Origin of the sequence: Comamonas sp. E6 (assembly GCF_001010305.1) — a bacterium.
In the GTDB taxonomy this organism is placed as follows: domain Bacteria; phylum Pseudomonadota; class Gammaproteobacteria; order Burkholderiales; family Burkholderiaceae_C; genus Comamonas; species Comamonas thiooxydans.
Genome location: NZ_BBXH01000016.1, coordinates 41596 through 57996, shown reverse-complemented (window position 1 = coordinate 57996; position 16401 = coordinate 41596). Strand labels below are relative to the sequence as shown.

The window sequence follows — 16401 nt, the reverse complement described above, 5'->3', positions numbered from 1 at the left end:
ACTAGGCAAGCAGTTCGCAGAAAGGCAGGTCCTTGTCCGCACGGGGCTCGGCAGCCAGCCCCAGCACGCGTTCGCCAATGCTGTTGAGCACCACCTCGTCGGTACCGCCCGCAATGCGCATGCCGGCAGAGCCGAACCACAGGCGCTCCACCATGGCAAAACGCTCTCCAAGTTCGCTGGCGGCCAGCACGCCGCGCTCGCCCAGCAAGTCGATGGCGAAATAGCTAAAGGACTGCAGCGCGGCAGCAGCCACGTTCTTGGCGCCGCTCATTTCGGGGCCGGGCTGTCGACCCTTGCTCAGTGCCGTCAGAGCGCGGCACTGCAGCAGCCATAGCGCCTGCTCCTTCAGATAGAGGTCGGCCCAGCGCTCGCGCAGGCGACCGTCCTGCAGCGCCGGCCTGCCGTCAAATCGATGATCGGCCAGCAAGCCAGCCGTGGTGCGCCACAGCTCGGCGGGCATCACTCCGCCAATGGCCAGGCGCTCTGCCATCAAGCCTGTCAACGTGACCTTCCAGCCACCGCCCAGCTTGCCCACCATCTGACTATCGGGCACGAACACGTCCTCGAAGAAGACTTCGTTGAACTCGGACTCTCCCCCTGCCTGGCGAATCGGGCGCACGGTAATGCCGGGCGACTTCATGTCCAGGAAGAAAGTGGTCAAGCCTTCAAACTTGCTGGTTTGGGGATTGGTACGAGCCAATACCAGACCAAACTGGGCAAACTGCGCGAGAGAGGTCCAGACCTTCTGGCCGTTGACGATCCATCCCTCGCGGCCATCGGTCGCACGCTCGGCACGGGTACGCACCATGCCCAGGTCAGAGCCTGCGCCGGGTTCACTCAGCAACTGGCACCAGAGGTTTTTTCCGCCCAGTGCCGGGGCCACATGCAGGGCCAGCACTTCGGCGCTGGCGTGCGCCATCACCGATGGCAAAACCATGCCCAGGCTGACGTTGAACATGCCCGTTGGCACCTTGACCCGCCCCTCCTCCTGGCGCCAGATCAGCTCCTGCATGGGTGTACCGCCCCGGCCACCCAGCACCTTGGGCCAGGTAATCGCACCAAAACCCGCTGCTGCCTTCTTGCCCTGCCAGAGCCGGGCTGCCTCCATGCGCTGCTCGGCAGTCATATCACGACCGAAGTAGTCGTCGGCACTGGCCTTGGGCTCGGCATTGGCTTGCAGCCAGGCGCGGCATTCGGCGCGGAAGGCGGCTTCCTCGGGCGTGTCCTCAAAGTCCATGGACTGGCGGTCAGCCGCGGTCGAGCTCTGCACAATCGTCTCTTTCGCAGGAGCAAGCAATCGCTTTTGCAACTCGGCCGCCACCTGCTCGCGCCAGGCGTGGATACTGCCCAGCTCCACGGCCTGCTGACGCGCACGGCGGTAGAACAGATGGCAATCCAGCTCCCATGTATAGCCCATGCCGCCATGGGTGTGCAGGTTTTCCTGTGCAGCATCCGACAGCGCCTGAGTGCTGCTCACGCGTGCTGCGGCGGCTGCGCCGGGCAGCTCGGACGCACCATCAGCCAGAGCCATGTCTGCCGTCAGCGCCCAGGCTCCGTAGTAGCAATGCGCACGGGCCAGCTGGTTGTTGGTGTAGAGATTGGCCAGCTTGTGCTTGATGCCCTGATAGGACCCAATGGGCCGGCCAAAGGCCTTGCGCTCCCTGGCATAGTGGCAGGCCATCTCCAGCGCGGCGTCGGCTGCTCCCAGCTGTTCAAAGGCCAGCATGACGGCAGCACGATTGCGCACGCGTGCCAGCACCTGGGCAGCGCTGCTGGCTCCGTCAAGTTGCTCGGCCGCCGTGCCGTCAAAGCGCAACAAGGCATAGGGCTTGGAAGGATCCAGCGTCTTGAGCTTCTTGCGCTGCACCGAGCCGTCACACCTGAAGGCCACCAGCACATCCGCCCCCATCGCATTGCGCGCCAGCGCCACCCCCCATTGCGCGGCCATGCCATCGGCCACCAGCGGACACTCCCCCTTCAAGGTCTTGCCGTCAAACAGGGGCAGAGCGTATGGCGGCTCCTGCCCGTCCGTCGGCGCTGCCAGACAGCCAATGCTTCCACCCGAAACCGGCAGCAGCCATTGCCTTCGTTGCGCGGACTGCTCCTGTGTAGATAGCAGGACGGCCTGCACCGCCAGATACATGGTCGATGCCAGAGGCACGGGACTGAGCTGGCGGCCCACTTCTTCGGCCACCACGCACATCTCCATGGCACCGAGGCCGATACCGCCACAGTCCTCCGGCAGCATCAGGCTGCTCACACCCAGCTGGGCCATGCCGCTCCATACGTCCTGGGCATGGTGACCCTCGCCCTCGAGCAAGGCACGCGCCTGCGTCAGCGGCGATTCCCTGGTCAGGAATTTTCGTATTTCGTTGCGCAATGCATTCTGGTCGTCACTGAAATCGAAGTTCATCTTTTTGTCTCCACCCAATCTTCCAAAGCTCAAACCACGGCGGCGGCGCATGCGCCATCCGGCAGCACGGCTGCCACATTCCACCGCCTTGCAGCGGGCGGTTCCAGGCCCAGCACCAGATCTGCGCCCTTGTCGCCAATCACCACCGATGCCGCATTCGTGTTTCCCGACACCAGATGCGGCATGACCGAGGCATCGATCACGCGCAGACCCTGCACGCCCTTGACCCGGAGGTCGGGGGTGACCACGCTTCGCGGATCGGCCGCATGGCCCATGCGGCAGCTGCCGCTGGCGTGGTGGCCCGATCCCATGTACATGGAGATCCAGTCCAGCAGCTCCTCGTCGCTTTGCAGGCCAGGTGCCGGGCGCGTCTGCGCTTCGATCAGGCCGGCCAGCGCGGACTGCTGGGCAATCCTGCTGGCCATGCGTACTCCATGGAGCAGCGCCTTGCGGTCACGCTCGTCGTGCAGAAAGTTCATGCGAATGCTGGCCAGCTCCTCGGGCTTGCTGCTCCTGAGCCTGAGCTGGCCGCGTGAATAGGGCCGCACCTGATAGGGCGCCATCGTCATGCCGGGGAAGGCCTCGGTGCGGTAGTTCTTGCCGCCCTGCATATAGCCCTCGATATCGCCGGTCACGGGCAGGCCGTGAATCTGGATGTCGTTGTAGGGCAGGCTGGAGTCACTGCGGAACCATGCGGCAAACTCCGAGGCCGGCATGGCCATGGCTCCCTGCCTGGTCAACAGGTACTGAATGAGCGAAGCGCCAATCCCCAGGCCGCGCAGCGAGCGGTTGAGGCTGGGCGTTCCGGCCTTCATGCGCCAGGACATGGGGACAATCGCATGGTCCTGCAGATTGGCGCCCACCCCGGGCAGATCCACCTTGACCTCGATCCCCATCTCCTGCAGGTGCGCTGCCGGGCCGATGCCCGAAAGCATCAGCAACTGGGGCGACTGCAGGGCCCCTGCACACAGCAGGACTTCCTTGCTGGCGCGAGCTGCATGGCTTGCGCCAGCCTTGTCCCTCCAGTGCACCGTGCTGGCGCGCAGCCCGTCCAGACCTATGCGGGTGACCAGCACCTGCATGCGCACATCCAGATTGAGCCGCCGCATGGCGGGCTCGATGGCGTTTTTGGCCACCGACGAGCGCTGACCATTCTTGAGATTGACCTGAAACAGCCCTGCCCCGTCGGGATGGCCGTTGTTGAAATCCTTGCATGCGGGCATGCCGGCTTGAATGGCGGCCTGTACCATGGCCAGCGATACGGGATGGGGATTGTGCAGATTGTTGGCCGTCAGCGGCCCGCCGCGCCCATGCCAGGGCCGGGTGAATTCTTGTTCGCTGCGCTGCTGGTCTTCGGTGCGCACAAAGTAGGGCAGCAACTCGTCATAGCTCCAGCCCACCGCCCCTTGCTCAGCCCAACTGTCGAAGTCCGCGCGATCGCCGCGCACATAAATCATGCCGTTGATGGAAGATGAGCCCCCCAGGCGCTTGCCTCGCGGCAGGCTGATGCGGCGCTTGGCTGCGTACTGCTCGGGCTCTGTTTCGTGCCCCCAGGAATAGCGGGAGCTGTTGATCATCTGGCCCCAGCCAGAAGGCATGGAGACCAGCAAATCCTTGTGGCTTGCGCCACCTTCCAGCAGCAGGACCTTGTGCTGTCGGTTCTCGCTCAGCCGTGCGGCCAGTGTGCCGCCCGCCGAGCCCGCGCCTATGACGATGTAATCGAAGACTTCATCCATGGCTTGTCTCCATTGATTGTTATTGGATGAGTGACTGTGTCGAGCCGATACCGGGTGAGCGCGCCCGCCCACCCTTTGCGGCCTGCTCAGGCCCTGGCAGTCTTTCCGTAGAAGGTCTGCCCCCTGGCCGCCATATCGCGCAGCATCTGTGGCGGGCGCAGTTGCTCGCCAAACAGATCTGCCAGGCGATCGGCCTCGGCCACGAACTGCGCCAGACCTATGCCGTCGATAAAGCAGAAGGGGCCGCCGGTATAGGCGGGAAAGCCCACTCCCAGAATCGAGCCGATGTCGCCATCAGCCGGCGCCAGCAGCACGCCTTCTTCCATGGCACGCGCTCCTTCGACGGCCTGCACATAGAGAATGCGCTGCCTGAGGTCGTGCGCGCTGGGCTGCAGGTCTTTCAGCGGGTAATGCTCGGCCAGGCCCGGCCAGATGCGCTTGCCGCTTTCATCGTAGTCATAGAAGCCCTTGCCCACCTTGCGGCCCAGACGGCCCAGCTCGAACAGCTTGCCGATCACCGGCGCGGAGCGACCGGGCTTGTATTCCCCTGGGAACTCTTTGGCCTGGGATTCGCCCGCATGCTTGGACAGATCAATCGACAGCTCGTCGGTAATCGCCAGCGGCCCCACGGGCATGCCCGCATGCTTTGCACAGTTCTCTATCAATGCAGGGGCAATGCCTTCTGCCACCATGCCGATGGCGTCATCCACAAACGCGCCGATGAAGCGGCTGGTGAAAAAGCCGCGCTTGTCGTTGACGACAATGGGCGTCTTCTTGAGCTGAGCCACGAAATCCAGTGCCTGCGCCAGCGTGGCATCCGATGTCTGCTTGCCGCGAATGACTTCCACCAGCGGCATCTTGTCGGCCGGCGAGAAGAAGTGCAGGCCGATAAAGCGATCGGGCCTGTCGCTCGCCTGCGCCAGCAGGCTGATGGGCAGGGCCGAGGTGTTGCTGGCCAGCACGCAGCCAGGCGACAGCACGGTGTCCAGCTTACGGGTCACTTCAGCCTTGATGGCACGGTCTTCGAACACGGCTTCGACCACCATATCGGCATCTCGCAGCAACTCGTAATCAGTGCCGGGAGTGATGCGAGCGAGGATGGCATCGGCCTTCTCGCGGCTCTGGCGGCCCTTGTCCACCTGCTTGGCCAGTGTCTTCTCGGAGTACTGCTTGCCCTTGTCCGCAGCTGCCTGATCCCGGTCTATCAGCACCACCTGAATACCGCGCTGGGCGGCCACCAAGGCAATGCCCGCGCCCATCATGCCTGCGCCTATCAGACCCAGCTTGCGGCATTGGAAGGGCTCCAAGCCTGCAGGACGGTGCATACCTTTCTCGGCCTTGGCCTTGTTGACAAAGAGCGTGCGAATCATGCCGCGCGCCACGGGACTACGCGACAGCGTGGCCATGTATTTGCTCTCGATGCGCAGGCCCTTGTCCATGGGCAGCTGGCAACCTTCGTAGATGCAGCTTTGAATGCACAGCGGCGCCGGCATATTGTGAAAGGTCCTGGCCTGCAGCATGGTGTTGCCCACCACGAAAGCCGGTGCCACGCGCGCATCCAGCGGGCCGCCACCGGGGATGCGAAAGCCTTTCACATCCCAGGGCTGCACCGCCGTGGGACTGGCCAGCAGCCAGGCCTTGGCAGCGCCGAGCAACTGCTCGGGAGCCACCACCTCGTCCACCAGTCCGGCCTCCCTGGCCTTCACGGCCTGCAGCTGCTTGCCTTCCATCAGAAAGGGCATGGCAGCCAGAATACCGATCATGCGCGGCAGGCGCTGGGTGCCGCCGGCACCGGGCAGCAAGCCCACTTGCGCCTCGGGCAGACCGACCATGACCGTGGGTGCATCGGCTGCAATGCGGTGGTGGCAGGCCAGGCAGATTTCATAGCCGCCGCCCAATGCCATGCCGTTGATTGCCGCCACCAGCGGCTTGCCCAGGGTCTCCAGTTTGCGCAGCAGCCTGGACAACGATGCGCAGGAGGCGAACAGTTCCTCGATGGGCATGTCCGCCATGGCGTCGATATTGGCCTCCATGCCCATCAGGTCGGCCCCCGCGACAAAGCTGTCCTTGCCCGAGGTGATGATGCCGCCGCGCACCCGGTCGTCGCCTTGCATGCGTGCAATACAGGCCTCCAGGCTGTCCATGAAGGCCTGGTCGATCACATTCATGGTCTTGCCGGGGTAATCCAGCGTCAGCGTGGCAATGCCGTCCCCATCTACGGCGTAGCGAATGATTTCCGTTGTCATGATTTCTGCTTCCTCACTCACACGCGTTCGATGATCATGGCCGAGCCCATGCCCGCCGCCACGCACAGACTGATCAGTGCCGTGCGCTTGCCGGTGCGCTCCAGCTCGTCCAGCACCGTGCCCAGAATCATGGCGCCGGTGGCCCCCAGCGGATGGCCCATCGCGATTGCTCCGCCGTTGACGTTCATGCGCTCATGGGGAATGTCCAACTCCTCCATCATGGTCAGCACCACCGTGGCAAAGGCCTCGTTGAGCTCCCACAGATCAATGTCCGAAGCCTGCATGCGCGCCCTGGCTAAAGCCTTGCGCGCGGCATGGGCCGGGCCATCCAGCATCAAGGTCGGCTCGGAGCCGATGCTGGCAAAGGCGCGGATGCGGGCCCTGGGCTTCATGCCCTGCCTGGCACCGGCCTCGGCCGTGCCGATCAGCACGGCAGCCGCACCGTCGACAATGCCCGAGCTGTTGCCTGCATGGTGATGATGGTGAATCTGCTCGACCTGCGGATAGCGCTGCAGCGCCACGCTGTCATAACCGTATTTCTGACCCATCTCGGTGAAAGCGGGCTTGAGGGCGGCCAGCGAATCGGCGGTGGTCTCGGCTCGAATGGTCTCGTCCTTTTCCAGCAGCGTCATGCCCAGGAAGTCTTTGACGGGAACGACAGACTGGTCAAAGCGACCTTCCGCCCAGGCCTTGGCCGCGCGCCGGTGGCTTTCGGCCGAGTACTCGTCCAGATCACGGCGGCTGTGGCCGCGCAGCGATGCCAGCAAGTCTGCCGAAATGCCCTGCATCACAAAATAGGTCTTGCTGGCCAGCTGCGGGTCCTGCGCCCAGGCGCCGCCATCGGAGCCCATGGGTACGCGGGACATCATCTCCACGCCGGCACCGATCGTCATGTCGGCCTGGCCGGCCATCACCTTGGCTGCGGCAAAGCTCACCGCCTCCAGGCCCGAGCCGCAGTAGCGATTGAGCTGCACGCCGGCCACGCTCTGCGCATAGTCGGCCTGCAGCACCGCCATGCGGCCCACATTGCCACCCTGCTCGCCCACGGGCACCACGCAGCCCATGATCACGTCGTCCACCACCGCCGTATCGAGCCGATTGCGCTCACGCAGCGCCACCAGCGGCTGCGCGGCCAGCCAGACCGGCGTCACCTCATGCAGTGCTCCATCCGGCTTGCCCTTGCCTCGGGGGGTTCGGACATGGTCGAAGATCAATGCCTCCATCTGCTTTCCTCACATCACCAGGTTGTTATCGAGTTCTTTTTCAGATTGCCATACGGCTTTTGCCCAAACCTACCTGATTCGGACTAGGGGCAGACTATGAGAAAAACCGGCCGCAACCGCCCCTGGTGGCACATGGCTTGCACCTCCGGGCGCGAAAGCCGGTTTGCGCCGCCAGAATGCCCGCACCGGAGGCTCTGTCGCCTTCGCTGCCACAACTCGCGGTCCCATGAGTGACAAAAAAGCCTTCCGGCTTGCACCGGAAGGCTGTTGAGGACGGCTGCTGAACTCAGGCCACCAGACCACCGCCGTTGACCGGCAGCACCTGGCCGTTGACCCACTCAGCCTCGGTCGATGCCAGATAGCTCACGGCCGCACCCACATCCTGGGGCGATCCTGCCCGGCCCACGGACGTACCCTTTCTGGCAATCTTCTCCGAGCCTTCCCAGTTGTTCATGGTGCCCAGCGACAGAGCGTTGGCCGTCACCCCGTGCGGGCCCACTTCGCCCGAGAGATTGCGAATGAAGCCAATCGCGGCCGCCTTGGCTGCACCATAGGCGCACAGCCCCATGCCCGTGGCCGTGCGCGCCGCGTCGGAGTTGATGGCCACAATGCGCCCCCAGCCCTGCTCCTGCATGGAGGGCAGCAGAGCCTGGCAGGCATGCATCAACCCATGCAGATTGAGCTGCAGCCAGGCGTTCCATTCGGACTCGGGCGACTGCAGAAACGGCGTGTAGCCCCAGCCCTGGGCCGGGATACCGGCGTTGTGCACAAAGATATCGACCACACCGACCTCGTCCCGAATGCGCTGCACCATGGCAAAAATGGCGTCGCGATCCGTCAGATCCGCCGCCTGTGCCGATGCCTTCAATCCCGCTTCGCGCAGCTGACTTGCCGCACTCTCGGCGCGGTCCTGATGAAAGTCGTTCACCACCACATGCGCGCCCTGCGCGGCCAGCGCCTGCGCGATGCCGAACCCCATGCCGCGCCCGGCACCGCTGACCAGCGCCACTTTCCCATCCAGCCTGAACATGTATTGCTCTCCTTTTTTTATGGAATGTCCAGTGTTGGCCTGGCTTTCACCCCGGACATACTCCAAACGGACGGGTCCAAAACCGGCAGGATCCACAAGATAGAAAAGTCGCAGACAAAAACAGGAGACCGACTTGAGTACAGAACACCCTTTTCAAGGCCAGAGCCCGGGGCCTTTGAGCGGAATGCGCGTCATCGAATTTGCAGGCATAGGCCCTGCCCCCTTTGCCGGCATGATGCTGGCCGATATGGGTGCCGAAGTGATTCTCATCGAGCGCAGCGCAGACCATGCTGCGGCATCCCGCTACCCGCGCATGGCGCAGAACCGGGGCAAGAAATCCATCGCGCTGGACCTCAAGTCCGAGGGCGGACGCGCCGCCGCCTGGAAGCTGATCGAGTCTGCCGACGCGCTCATCGAGGGCTTCAGACCCGGCGTGATGGAGCGCCTAGGCTTCAGTCCCGAGGAAGTCGCCCGCCGCGCGCCGCGCCTGGTCTTTGGCCGCGTCACCGGCTGGGGGCAGACCGGCCCCCTGTCCCAGGCCGCAGGCCATGACATCAACTATGTGGCGCTGACGGGCGTGATGTCCACCTCCATGCGCCCCGGCCAAGCTCCCGTGCTGCCGCCCACCATCGTGGGCGATATGGCGGGCGGTGCCATGTTCTTGCTGTTCGGAATCATGTGCGCCATGCACGAGGCTCGTCAATCCGGCAGGGGCCAGGTGGTGGACGCAGCCATGATCGACGGAGTGAGCGCCATGAGTGGTCTGATGCACCAGATGCGCAGCGGCATGGGCTACTGGAAGGACGATCCCGCACAGAATCACTTTCTCAACACTTCACCCTTCTATGAAGTATTCGAGTGCGCAGATGGCAAGCACATCACCCTGGGCGCCATCGAGCCGCAGTTCTATGCCTTGCAGCTGCAAAAGCTGGGCCTGAGCGATGTGGACCCCAGGCGCCAGTACCAGAGCTCCGACTGGCCCGAAGTCAAGGCCCGCGTGGCCGAAATCGTGCGCAGGAAGACGCAGGCACAGTGGAGCGAAGAGCTCGAAGGCAGCGATGTCTGCTTTGCCCCGGTACTGAGCCTGGCCGAGGCACCCGCTCATCCACACAACGCCCAGCGCAATCTGTTCGTCGATCTGGAAGTGGACGGCAGTACCCAGCGCCAGCCCTCACCGGCCCCACGCTTTTCACGCACCCCAGCGCGCCGCCCCACACCGGGAACCAGGATCGGGCAGGACACCGATGCCGTGCTCGCATCCCTGGGCTATGCCAGGGCAGATATTGCGGCGCTGCGCGCCAGCAAGGCATGCGCCTGAGCAAGGCATGCGCCCGAGCAACTGCCTGAGACAGCCACTATCAAAATAAAAGCTGCCAGCACAATATATCAATGGAATTCAGATACTTTCAATGCTGCCATCTATTGATATCAAGCGCTTGCAGCTATTAGTTTTGTATGCAGTTCTCCTTGCCGGGCAAATGCCGTTGGCCGAGAACCGGGGTGCATGCTTCAACGCAAGGCAAGTCCGGTAGGCACCAGGCCCCTTGCGCCACGCCGGTAAGCCAGGCAAGGGTTTGCGGAGCACTATTATGAATACGCGCTTGACAAAGCGACCTTGTTACGGCCCGTCATCTTGGCGCTGTACAGCGCCTTGTCGGCCGAACGCAAAATCGTCGGCATATCCAGATCTCTTGCCGGCACCCAGGCAGCACAACCTATGCTGACCGTGACGCACCCGAATTCGCTTCCAGTGTGCGCAATGGCAAGCTGTGCGATCGCCGCACGAATATTCTCGGCAATGAGCGCCCCTCCATCCAGGGGCGTGTCGGGCAACACCACGATGAATTCCTCACCTCCATAGCGTGCCGCACTGTCTTCCGGGCGCCGAATATTATCGCCAATGCATTTCGCCACGGTCGCCAGAACAGCATCCCCGGCCTGATGCCCGTAAGTGTCGTTATAGGCCTTGAACCAATCGATATCCACGAACAACAGCGAAAAAGCGCTGTGATTCCTTTTTGCCCTGCGCCATTCGTGATCGATGATTTCATCGAGTTTGCGGCGGTTGCTCAAGCCAGTCAGGCCGTCGGTACGTGCCAGCATCGCCAATTCAGACTCTGCGCACATGCGGCGTTTGAGCTGCACTCCGAAAGCGAAGGACAGGCCAATGAAAGCCATGGTGAGCATCCCCATGACAGAGGTAATCAGCAAGGCTCTCTGTCGCCAGACCGCGTAAATATCGGAATGCGCCTTGGCCACCATGATGATGAATGGCAAGCTGGGCAGATTCTTGAAGTAATACGCCCGCTGGGCCCCATCAAGGTACGACGTATCCGAAAAACTGCCTTCGGGTGCCGACATGAACTGCTTGAACGTGCTTGCATTGCGGATATTGCGCCCGATGACCTTTGCATCGAAGGGCTGCCGCATCATCATGGCTCCGTCTTTCCTTATCAAGGCCAGCGATCCGTGTTTACCTAGCGAAAGCGCAGAAAACAGTTTCTGAAAGTACTCCAGCTGAACATCTATCAGCACAATGCCGGCAAAAGAGCCGTCCGCATGGGAAATCCGACGACTCAGAGGAATGCTCAGGGAGCCGCCATGCAGCGCGGATGAATAAGGGTCCCCCACGTAGAGCCCGATGCTTGGGCTTTCTTTGTGCACCTTGAAAAAGTCATGATCCGAGTAATGCCCATTCACCGAATTCTCGACCCCTGCATTGAGGGCAATTTTTCCGTCTGCGTCAAGAACCAGGATGGATCCCAGATAGGTCGCGGTCGCGGCCTTGTCGAACAAGGCCGCATTACGCAAATGCGGCGAGGCGGCCATCACCTCGGAGTCGTTGAGTCCATCGACCACGGCTTGCAACGACAGTGCATAGAGCTCGAAGTTCCGAACCACGTCATTTTCAGCAAGAAGGGCAACATTGCGTGATGTTTCTATCGCATGCTCCATTGCATCCAGCCGACTCTGATAGAGGACGACGGTACAGATCACTGTCATCGACAGCGCAATAATCCCACCCACCAAGAGCATTGCATAGGGCGCACCAGAAATGAAGTTGAAGTGATCAAGAGCAGGCTTGCGAAATAGTTTCATGTCGTTGCTGTATTTGAGCGAGCCGGTCACATTTCTTCTGTTTAGCCATGCAAGTGCTTTCTTCCGTAGGAACACCGGATACTCACCCTCGCGCACGTCATTCTGCCTTGGTTTCTCTAGTGAGGGGCGGGGGTTATCTTGCTCTGGAAGGCATTCGCACCGCGACCGCCAGCTTGTTTTCAAACGATTGAACTTGCGCGGATGGAATATATGAGAAGCAAGCCAGGGAGACCATGTGGCCATGCTGCGCGGACAAGCTGTGCGCAAGCAAACTCCAGGGCCTGGAGATTGATTTCGCCAAGGAATGCATGGACCACAATCGCTGGGCTTGCCTGCAACCGTAAAGTCATTTCTGCACAGGCGCCATTTCGACCTGGCCTTCAATGAGTCGAGGCTGCTCCACGCCCGATCACAAGCGGCCTGAATCCGGGCCTCCCATCGACATGCTGTCGCGAGGAATTTTCCACGGTCAGGATTGAAAGCAGACTGCCCGGCTCTGCTCCATATACAAAAAAACGGGCCGAAGCCCGCTTTTTATTTCCACCAACCGTGGTCACTTGTTCCCCAGCCAGGCCACGCTGTTGAGGAAGATGCGCACCAGCTCGGTCTGACGGCGCACCCCCGTCTTGGAGAAGATGGAGCGCAGATGGGCTCGCGCCGTGTTGCGGCGGATGTTGAGCGCTTCGGCAGCCTCTTCAAGCGACAGGCCGTTGGCCAGTTGAATGGCCAGCGAAGTCTCGGCCGGCGTCAGCTGGAACAGCTGCTGAGCCAGCTTCACGGGAGGGTCGGCCTTGCCGCCGGTGTCGCGTACAAAGACGGCGACACTGGGACGCTGCTTGCCCTCGGTCCACTCGTCGGGAGAAATGCTTTGCACCACCACGCCCCAGTTGAGCTGGCCGGACTGCCGGCTGACCGACATGCCTTCGGTCATGGACAGGCGCGAGACCTGGGTATGCATGAGCGCATCCTTGATCAGGCGCTGCAGCTTGCGGTTGTCATTGGCGTAGTTGGCCTCCAGCATGCCGCCGGAGATCTTGAGACCGTCCTGCATGTCCAGAATGCTGGCCGCAGCGGGATTGCACTCCAGCACATTGCCGTTCTGATCGAGGATGACCACCCCCACCATCAGCTGGGCCGTGGCCTTGCTGTAGAGGGAGATGACCTGACGGTCCTGGTTCACCGAAAGATGCAGGTTCAGCGCGCGCTTGATATGCGGCAGCATCATGGCGCCAAAGGCACGCTCCTGCTTGTTGAAAGCCGGGGCACCTTCGGGCCGCGTGATGCGCAGACCGTAGACGCAGCTGTCCTTGGTGACGATGTCGGCAGCCATCACGTGGAACACCTGCAGCTGCTTGCACCAGTCGTTGTAGTAGCTTGAAGCGCGCCACTCGGACTCGGGCATCACATCCCCCACGGTCACGATACGATCGGTAGGCATGCTGCGAAACGGGCTCATGCTGATCTTGGGGCAGTTCGGCATCAGATCGCGGCGGTCGCCTGCGGCCGAGACGATCAGCCCCACATCATCGGCGGAGCCTGGGCGCACTATGAGCGAGGCGTAATTGCCTCCCAGTTGCAGACGCAGAGTCTCCAGAAAAGGCTTCCAGCCTTCCGGGTCCATGGCAGCTTCATAGAGCTGACTGATCAGCGCACTGAACTGCTCGGCGCTCACGAAGGGTGCATCGGCCGATGCGCGCACGGGGGCCGGGGTGTCGAATATGGGCACATCCTTGATCACGCAAGCGATGGAACTTGGCGTGTAGGTGGAAAAACCCATCTTGGCGAAAGCGCTGTCCATCATGTTCAACTCCTTGGTTGAAGGTTGGTTGCAGACAGATCGGATCAGCTCAACTCAAACAGGCCGGCAGCGCCCATGCCGCCGCCAATACACATGCTCACCACCACAAAACGCACGCCGCGGCGACGCCCCTCCAGCAGGGCGTGACCAACCAGACGTGCGCCCGACATGCCGAAGGGGTGGCCGATGGAGATCGCGCCGCCGTTGACGTTCAGGCGCTCATCGGGAATGCCGAGTTTGTCGCGGCTGTAGATCACCTGGCAGGCAAATGCCTCGTTGATTTCCCACAGGCCGATGTCGCCAACCGTCAGCCCATGCTGCTTGAGCAGCTTGGGGATGGCATAGACGGGGCCGATCCCCATTTCATCGGCACGGCAGCCTGCCACGGCCACGCCGCGATAGATGCCCAGAGGCGCGAGGCCGCGACTGCGGGCTTCGTCGGCACTCATCACCACACAGGCGCTGGCACCGTCAGACAGCTGGGATGCATTGCCGGCCGTGATGAACTGGCCTTGCTCCACCCACTGGCCGTTCTTCCATACAGGCTTGAGCTTGGCCAGACTCTCAAGCGTGGTGTCCGCACGGTTGCCCTCGTCGCGGGTCAGCGTGACTTCCTCGCTGCCGGTGACATTGCCTTCCTTGTCAAACAGCTGCTTGACCGTGGTCAGCGGCACGATTTCATCGTCGAACAGACCACGGGCCTGTGCGGCTGCCACGCGCTGCTGGCTGCGCAGCGAGTACTCGTCCTGGGCTTCACGACCGATGCCGTAACGCTGGCTGACCAGCTCGGCCGTCTCTATCATCTGGATGTAGGCTGTGGGCTCTGCGGCCAGCACCGCCTTCGATTGGGCCCGGTACGAGTTCTTGTACTTGTTCTGCACCAGGGAAATGGACTCCAGGCCGCCGGCCACAGCGATATTCATCTCGCCGGTCATGACACCCTTGGCAGCCGTGGCAATGCTCATCAGGCCCGATGCGCACATGCGATCGATCACCATTCCGCCCACGGATTCCGGCAGGCCGGCGGTGTAGCCGCACAGACGCCCCAGGTTGTAGCCCTGCGTGCCCTGCTGCGCGGCAATGCCCAAAATGACGTCATCCACATCCGCACCAGCCACGTTCGCCTTGTTGAGCGCCGCGCGAATGACGTGTCCGCCCAGCACCGGGGCTTCGGTGTCGTTGAAGGCACCACGGTAAGCCTTGCCTATGGGGGTACGTGCCGTCGAAACGATGACTGCGTCTTTCATGTCTTTGTCTCCTAACTTTCTTGTCGTCGCGCCCTGGGCAGCTTTTGCTGCCGTATCGAGGTCGGCTACTCTGTCGGCAGCTCATCCCTCTTCACAAAAAATGCAATCGCCCACCGAAGCAGGCGCTTGCACACACTCAATTTTCCTGGATAAAGAACAGCCTGCTGATGGTTTCAACCACACAGCCGGGTTTATCCTGATTCCTGACCTGTACGGTGATTCGGATCGTGACCTGTACGCCGTCTTCCCCGATAGGCGTCGCCGCCACCACCTCGCCGCTGCCACGCACGAAGCTGTTCACCAGCACCGGAGCCGGAAAACGCACCTTCTCGCAACCATAGTTGACGCCCATCTTCAGCCCCTGATAGCTGACCAACTGAGGTAAAAACAGATTGGCCAGAGACAGCGTCAGATATCCATGAGCCACGCAGGCGCCGAACGGGCCGTTCCTGGCCTGCTCGGGGTCCACATGAATCCATTGGTGATCGCCCGTGGCATCGGCAAACTGATTGATGCGCTCCTGCGTGATCTGCACCCATTCGGTCTCACCCAGCTGACGCCCCACCGATGCCTGCACCGAGGCTGCCGAGTCAAACAGCATCTTGCCTGCGACTGCATTCATGCTCAGGCCCTCTGCGAACTGACGGACACCACTTCACCCGTCATGTACGAGGAGTAGTCGCTGGCCAGGAAGATCATCACATTGGCTACTTCCCAGGGCTCGGCACCCCGACCAAAGGCTTCCTTTTCGGACAGCTTGGCCAGCAGCTCTTCAGAGGCGGACTTCTTGAGAAAGGCGTGGATGGCGATGGAAGGTGCCACGGCGTTGATGCGAATGCCGAATTCGGCCGCTTCCAGCGCCGAACAGCGTGTGAGGGCCATCACGCCCGCCTTGGCGGCCGCGTAGTGAGCCTGCTCGGTCTGAGCGCGCCAGCCCAGCACCGACGCGTTGTTGACGATCACCCCCTTGCCGCGTGGCTGCATCAGCCTGAGCGCTGCGCGCGTCATGCGGAAGGTGCCGGTCAGCGTGATGTCGATGACCTTGCTCCACTCGTCATCGCTCATGTCGACGACCTTGCAACTGGTTCCCAGACCCGCGTTATTGATCAGCACATCGATACCGCCCATGGCGCTGTCGGCTTCGGAGATCAGCGCCTGAACCTGTTCTTCCTTGCTCACGTCGCAGAGCTTGCCAAAGACCTGGTGTAAACCCGTATCCTTTTTGATCTGCTCCACGGCTTCGGCCAGCCGACGCTCATGCACGTCGGAGATAAACAAGGCCTTGCAGCCCTCCTCTGCTGCCCGTTTTGCAGCTGAAAAGCCGATACCGGCGCCAGCAGCAGCGGTAACGAGCACAGTTTTGTCTTTGAGCAGGCCGTGGGGAGCAACGTAAGAGGGAGCGCTAGTCATTTGTCATTCAAAAGTAGTTGCCTCGATCTTCCGATCGCCGCTGCGCTGCAGCATCGTCACTTTGGACGATAGGTCATTCCCTAATGTCGCTGGGAGGACATTTCAAAGGAGAAAATGCTGCAAACCACCAGGGAGAACCCACGGTTCACAGCATCTTCTTTGGAGCCACTCAGCGTATTCACCTACTCCAATGACCAAG

Annotated in this window: 11 protein-coding genes; 1 reads left to right on the top strand and 10 read right to left on the bottom strand. The window is 61.9% G+C overall.

What is annotated here, in order from left to right:
- Position 1 precedes the first annotated feature (1 nt).
- From CSE6_RS14925 to CSE6_RS14905, 5 genes are all read right to left on the bottom strand, one after another.
- A complete protein-coding gene (locus CSE6_RS14925) occupies positions 2–2413 on the bottom strand; it encodes an acyl-CoA dehydrogenase (RefSeq protein WP_059440860.1) in 2412 nt (803 codons plus the stop codon).
- Between the two features lie 29 nt (positions 2414–2442).
- Entirely contained in the window at positions 2443–4149 is a 1707-nt protein-coding gene (locus CSE6_RS14920) for a GMC family oxidoreductase (RefSeq protein ID WP_059440859.1), read from the bottom strand.
- An 86-nt stretch (positions 4150–4235) separates the two neighbouring features.
- Positions 4236–6395, bottom strand: a complete 2160-nt coding sequence (locus CSE6_RS14915; RefSeq protein WP_059440858.1) for a 3-hydroxyacyl-CoA dehydrogenase NAD-binding domain-containing protein — start codon at positions 6393–6395, stop codon at positions 4236–4238.
- 17 nt (positions 6396–6412) lie between these two features.
- Positions 6413–7618, bottom strand: coding sequence for an acetyl-CoA C-acetyltransferase (locus CSE6_RS14910; protein WP_059440857.1), 1206 nt, complete (start codon positions 7616–7618; stop codon positions 6413–6415).
- Between the two features lie 286 nt (positions 7619–7904).
- Positions 7905–8648 (bottom strand): SDR family NAD(P)-dependent oxidoreductase, encoded by a 744-nt coding sequence (locus tag CSE6_RS14905; RefSeq protein ID WP_034378320.1) that lies wholly within the window; start codon positions 8646–8648, stop codon positions 7905–7907.
- Between the two features lie 184 nt (positions 8649–8832).
- On the opposite strand from CSE6_RS14905, the gene CSE6_RS14900 reads away from it, so the two are divergent.
- Positions 8833–9966 (top strand): CaiB/BaiF CoA-transferase family protein, encoded by a 1134-nt coding sequence (locus CSE6_RS14900; protein WP_059440856.1) that lies wholly within the window; start codon positions 8833–8835, stop codon positions 9964–9966.
- A 269-nt stretch (positions 9967–10235) separates the two neighbouring features.
- Here CSE6_RS14900 and CSE6_RS14895 read toward each other — a convergent pair whose 3' ends face one another.
- The 5 genes from CSE6_RS14895 to CSE6_RS14875 all read right to left on the bottom strand — a co-directional run bounded on the left by CSE6_RS14895 (position 10236) and on the right by CSE6_RS14875 (position 16202).
- Positions 10236–11684, bottom strand: a complete 1449-nt coding sequence (locus tag CSE6_RS14895; protein ID WP_238585716.1) for a sensor domain-containing diguanylate cyclase — start codon at positions 11682–11684, stop codon at positions 10236–10238.
- 616 nt (positions 11685–12300) lie between these two features.
- Positions 12301–13548: a LuxR C-terminal-related transcriptional regulator gene (locus CSE6_RS14890; protein WP_034360209.1), complete on the bottom strand. Its 1248-nt coding sequence runs from the start codon at positions 13546–13548 to the stop codon at positions 12301–12303.
- A 41-nt stretch (positions 13549–13589) separates the two neighbouring features.
- The gene (locus CSE6_RS14885) at positions 13590–14792 is read right to left on the bottom strand and encodes an acetyl-CoA C-acyltransferase (protein WP_059440854.1); all 1203 of its coding nucleotides are present in this window, start codon (positions 14790–14792) and stop codon (positions 13590–13592) included.
- Positions 14793–14928: 136 nt separating this feature from the next.
- Complete coding sequence (locus tag CSE6_RS14880; protein ID WP_034378318.1) at positions 14929–15414, bottom strand: MaoC family dehydratase; 486 nt, start codon at positions 15412–15414, stop codon at positions 14929–14931.
- A 2-nt stretch (positions 15415–15416) separates the two neighbouring features.
- On the bottom strand, positions 15417–16202 hold the full coding sequence (locus CSE6_RS14875; RefSeq protein ID WP_034360199.1) for an SDR family oxidoreductase: 786 nt from the start codon (positions 16200–16202) through the stop codon (positions 15417–15419).
- Positions 16203–16401 lie beyond the last annotated feature (199 nt).

Excerpts from the sequence above, each read along its gene's own strand:
- CSE6_RS14925 (WP_059440860.1), bottom strand. The coding sequence starts at position 2,413 with ATGAACTTCGATTTCAGTGACGACCAGAATGCATTGCGCAACGAAATA.
- CSE6_RS14920 (WP_059440859.1), bottom strand. The coding sequence starts at position 4,149 with ATGGATGAAGTCTTCGATTACATCGTCATAGGCGCGGGCTCGGCGGGC.
- CSE6_RS14915 (WP_059440858.1), bottom strand. The coding sequence starts at position 6,395 with ATGACAACGGAAATCATTCGCTACGCCGTAGATGGGGACGGCATTGCC.
- CSE6_RS14910 (WP_059440857.1), bottom strand. The coding sequence starts at position 7,618 with ATGGAGGCATTGATCTTCGACCATGTCCGAACCCCCCGAGGCAAGGGC.
- CSE6_RS14905 (WP_034378320.1), bottom strand. The coding sequence starts at position 8,648 with ATGTTCAGGCTGGATGGGAAAGTGGCGCTGGTCAGCGGTGCCGGGCGC.
- CSE6_RS14900 (WP_059440856.1), top strand. The coding sequence starts at position 8,833 with ATGCGCGTCATCGAATTTGCAGGCATAGGCCCTGCCCCCTTTGCCGGC.
- CSE6_RS14895 (WP_238585716.1), bottom strand. The coding sequence starts at position 11,684 with ATGCTCTTGGTGGGTGGGATTATTGCGCTGTCGATGACAGTGATCTGT.
- CSE6_RS14890 (WP_034360209.1), bottom strand. The coding sequence starts at position 13,548 with ATGATGGACAGCGCTTTCGCCAAGATGGGTTTTTCCACCTACACGCCA.
- CSE6_RS14885 (WP_059440854.1), bottom strand. The coding sequence starts at position 14,792 with ATGAAAGACGCAGTCATCGTTTCGACGGCACGTACCCCCATAGGCAAG.
- CSE6_RS14880 (WP_034378318.1), bottom strand. The coding sequence starts at position 15,414 with ATGAATGCAGTCGCAGGCAAGATGCTGTTTGACTCGGCAGCCTCGGTG.
- CSE6_RS14875 (WP_034360199.1), bottom strand. The coding sequence starts at position 16,202 with ATGACTAGCGCTCCCTCTTACGTTGCTCCCCACGGCCTGCTCAAAGAC.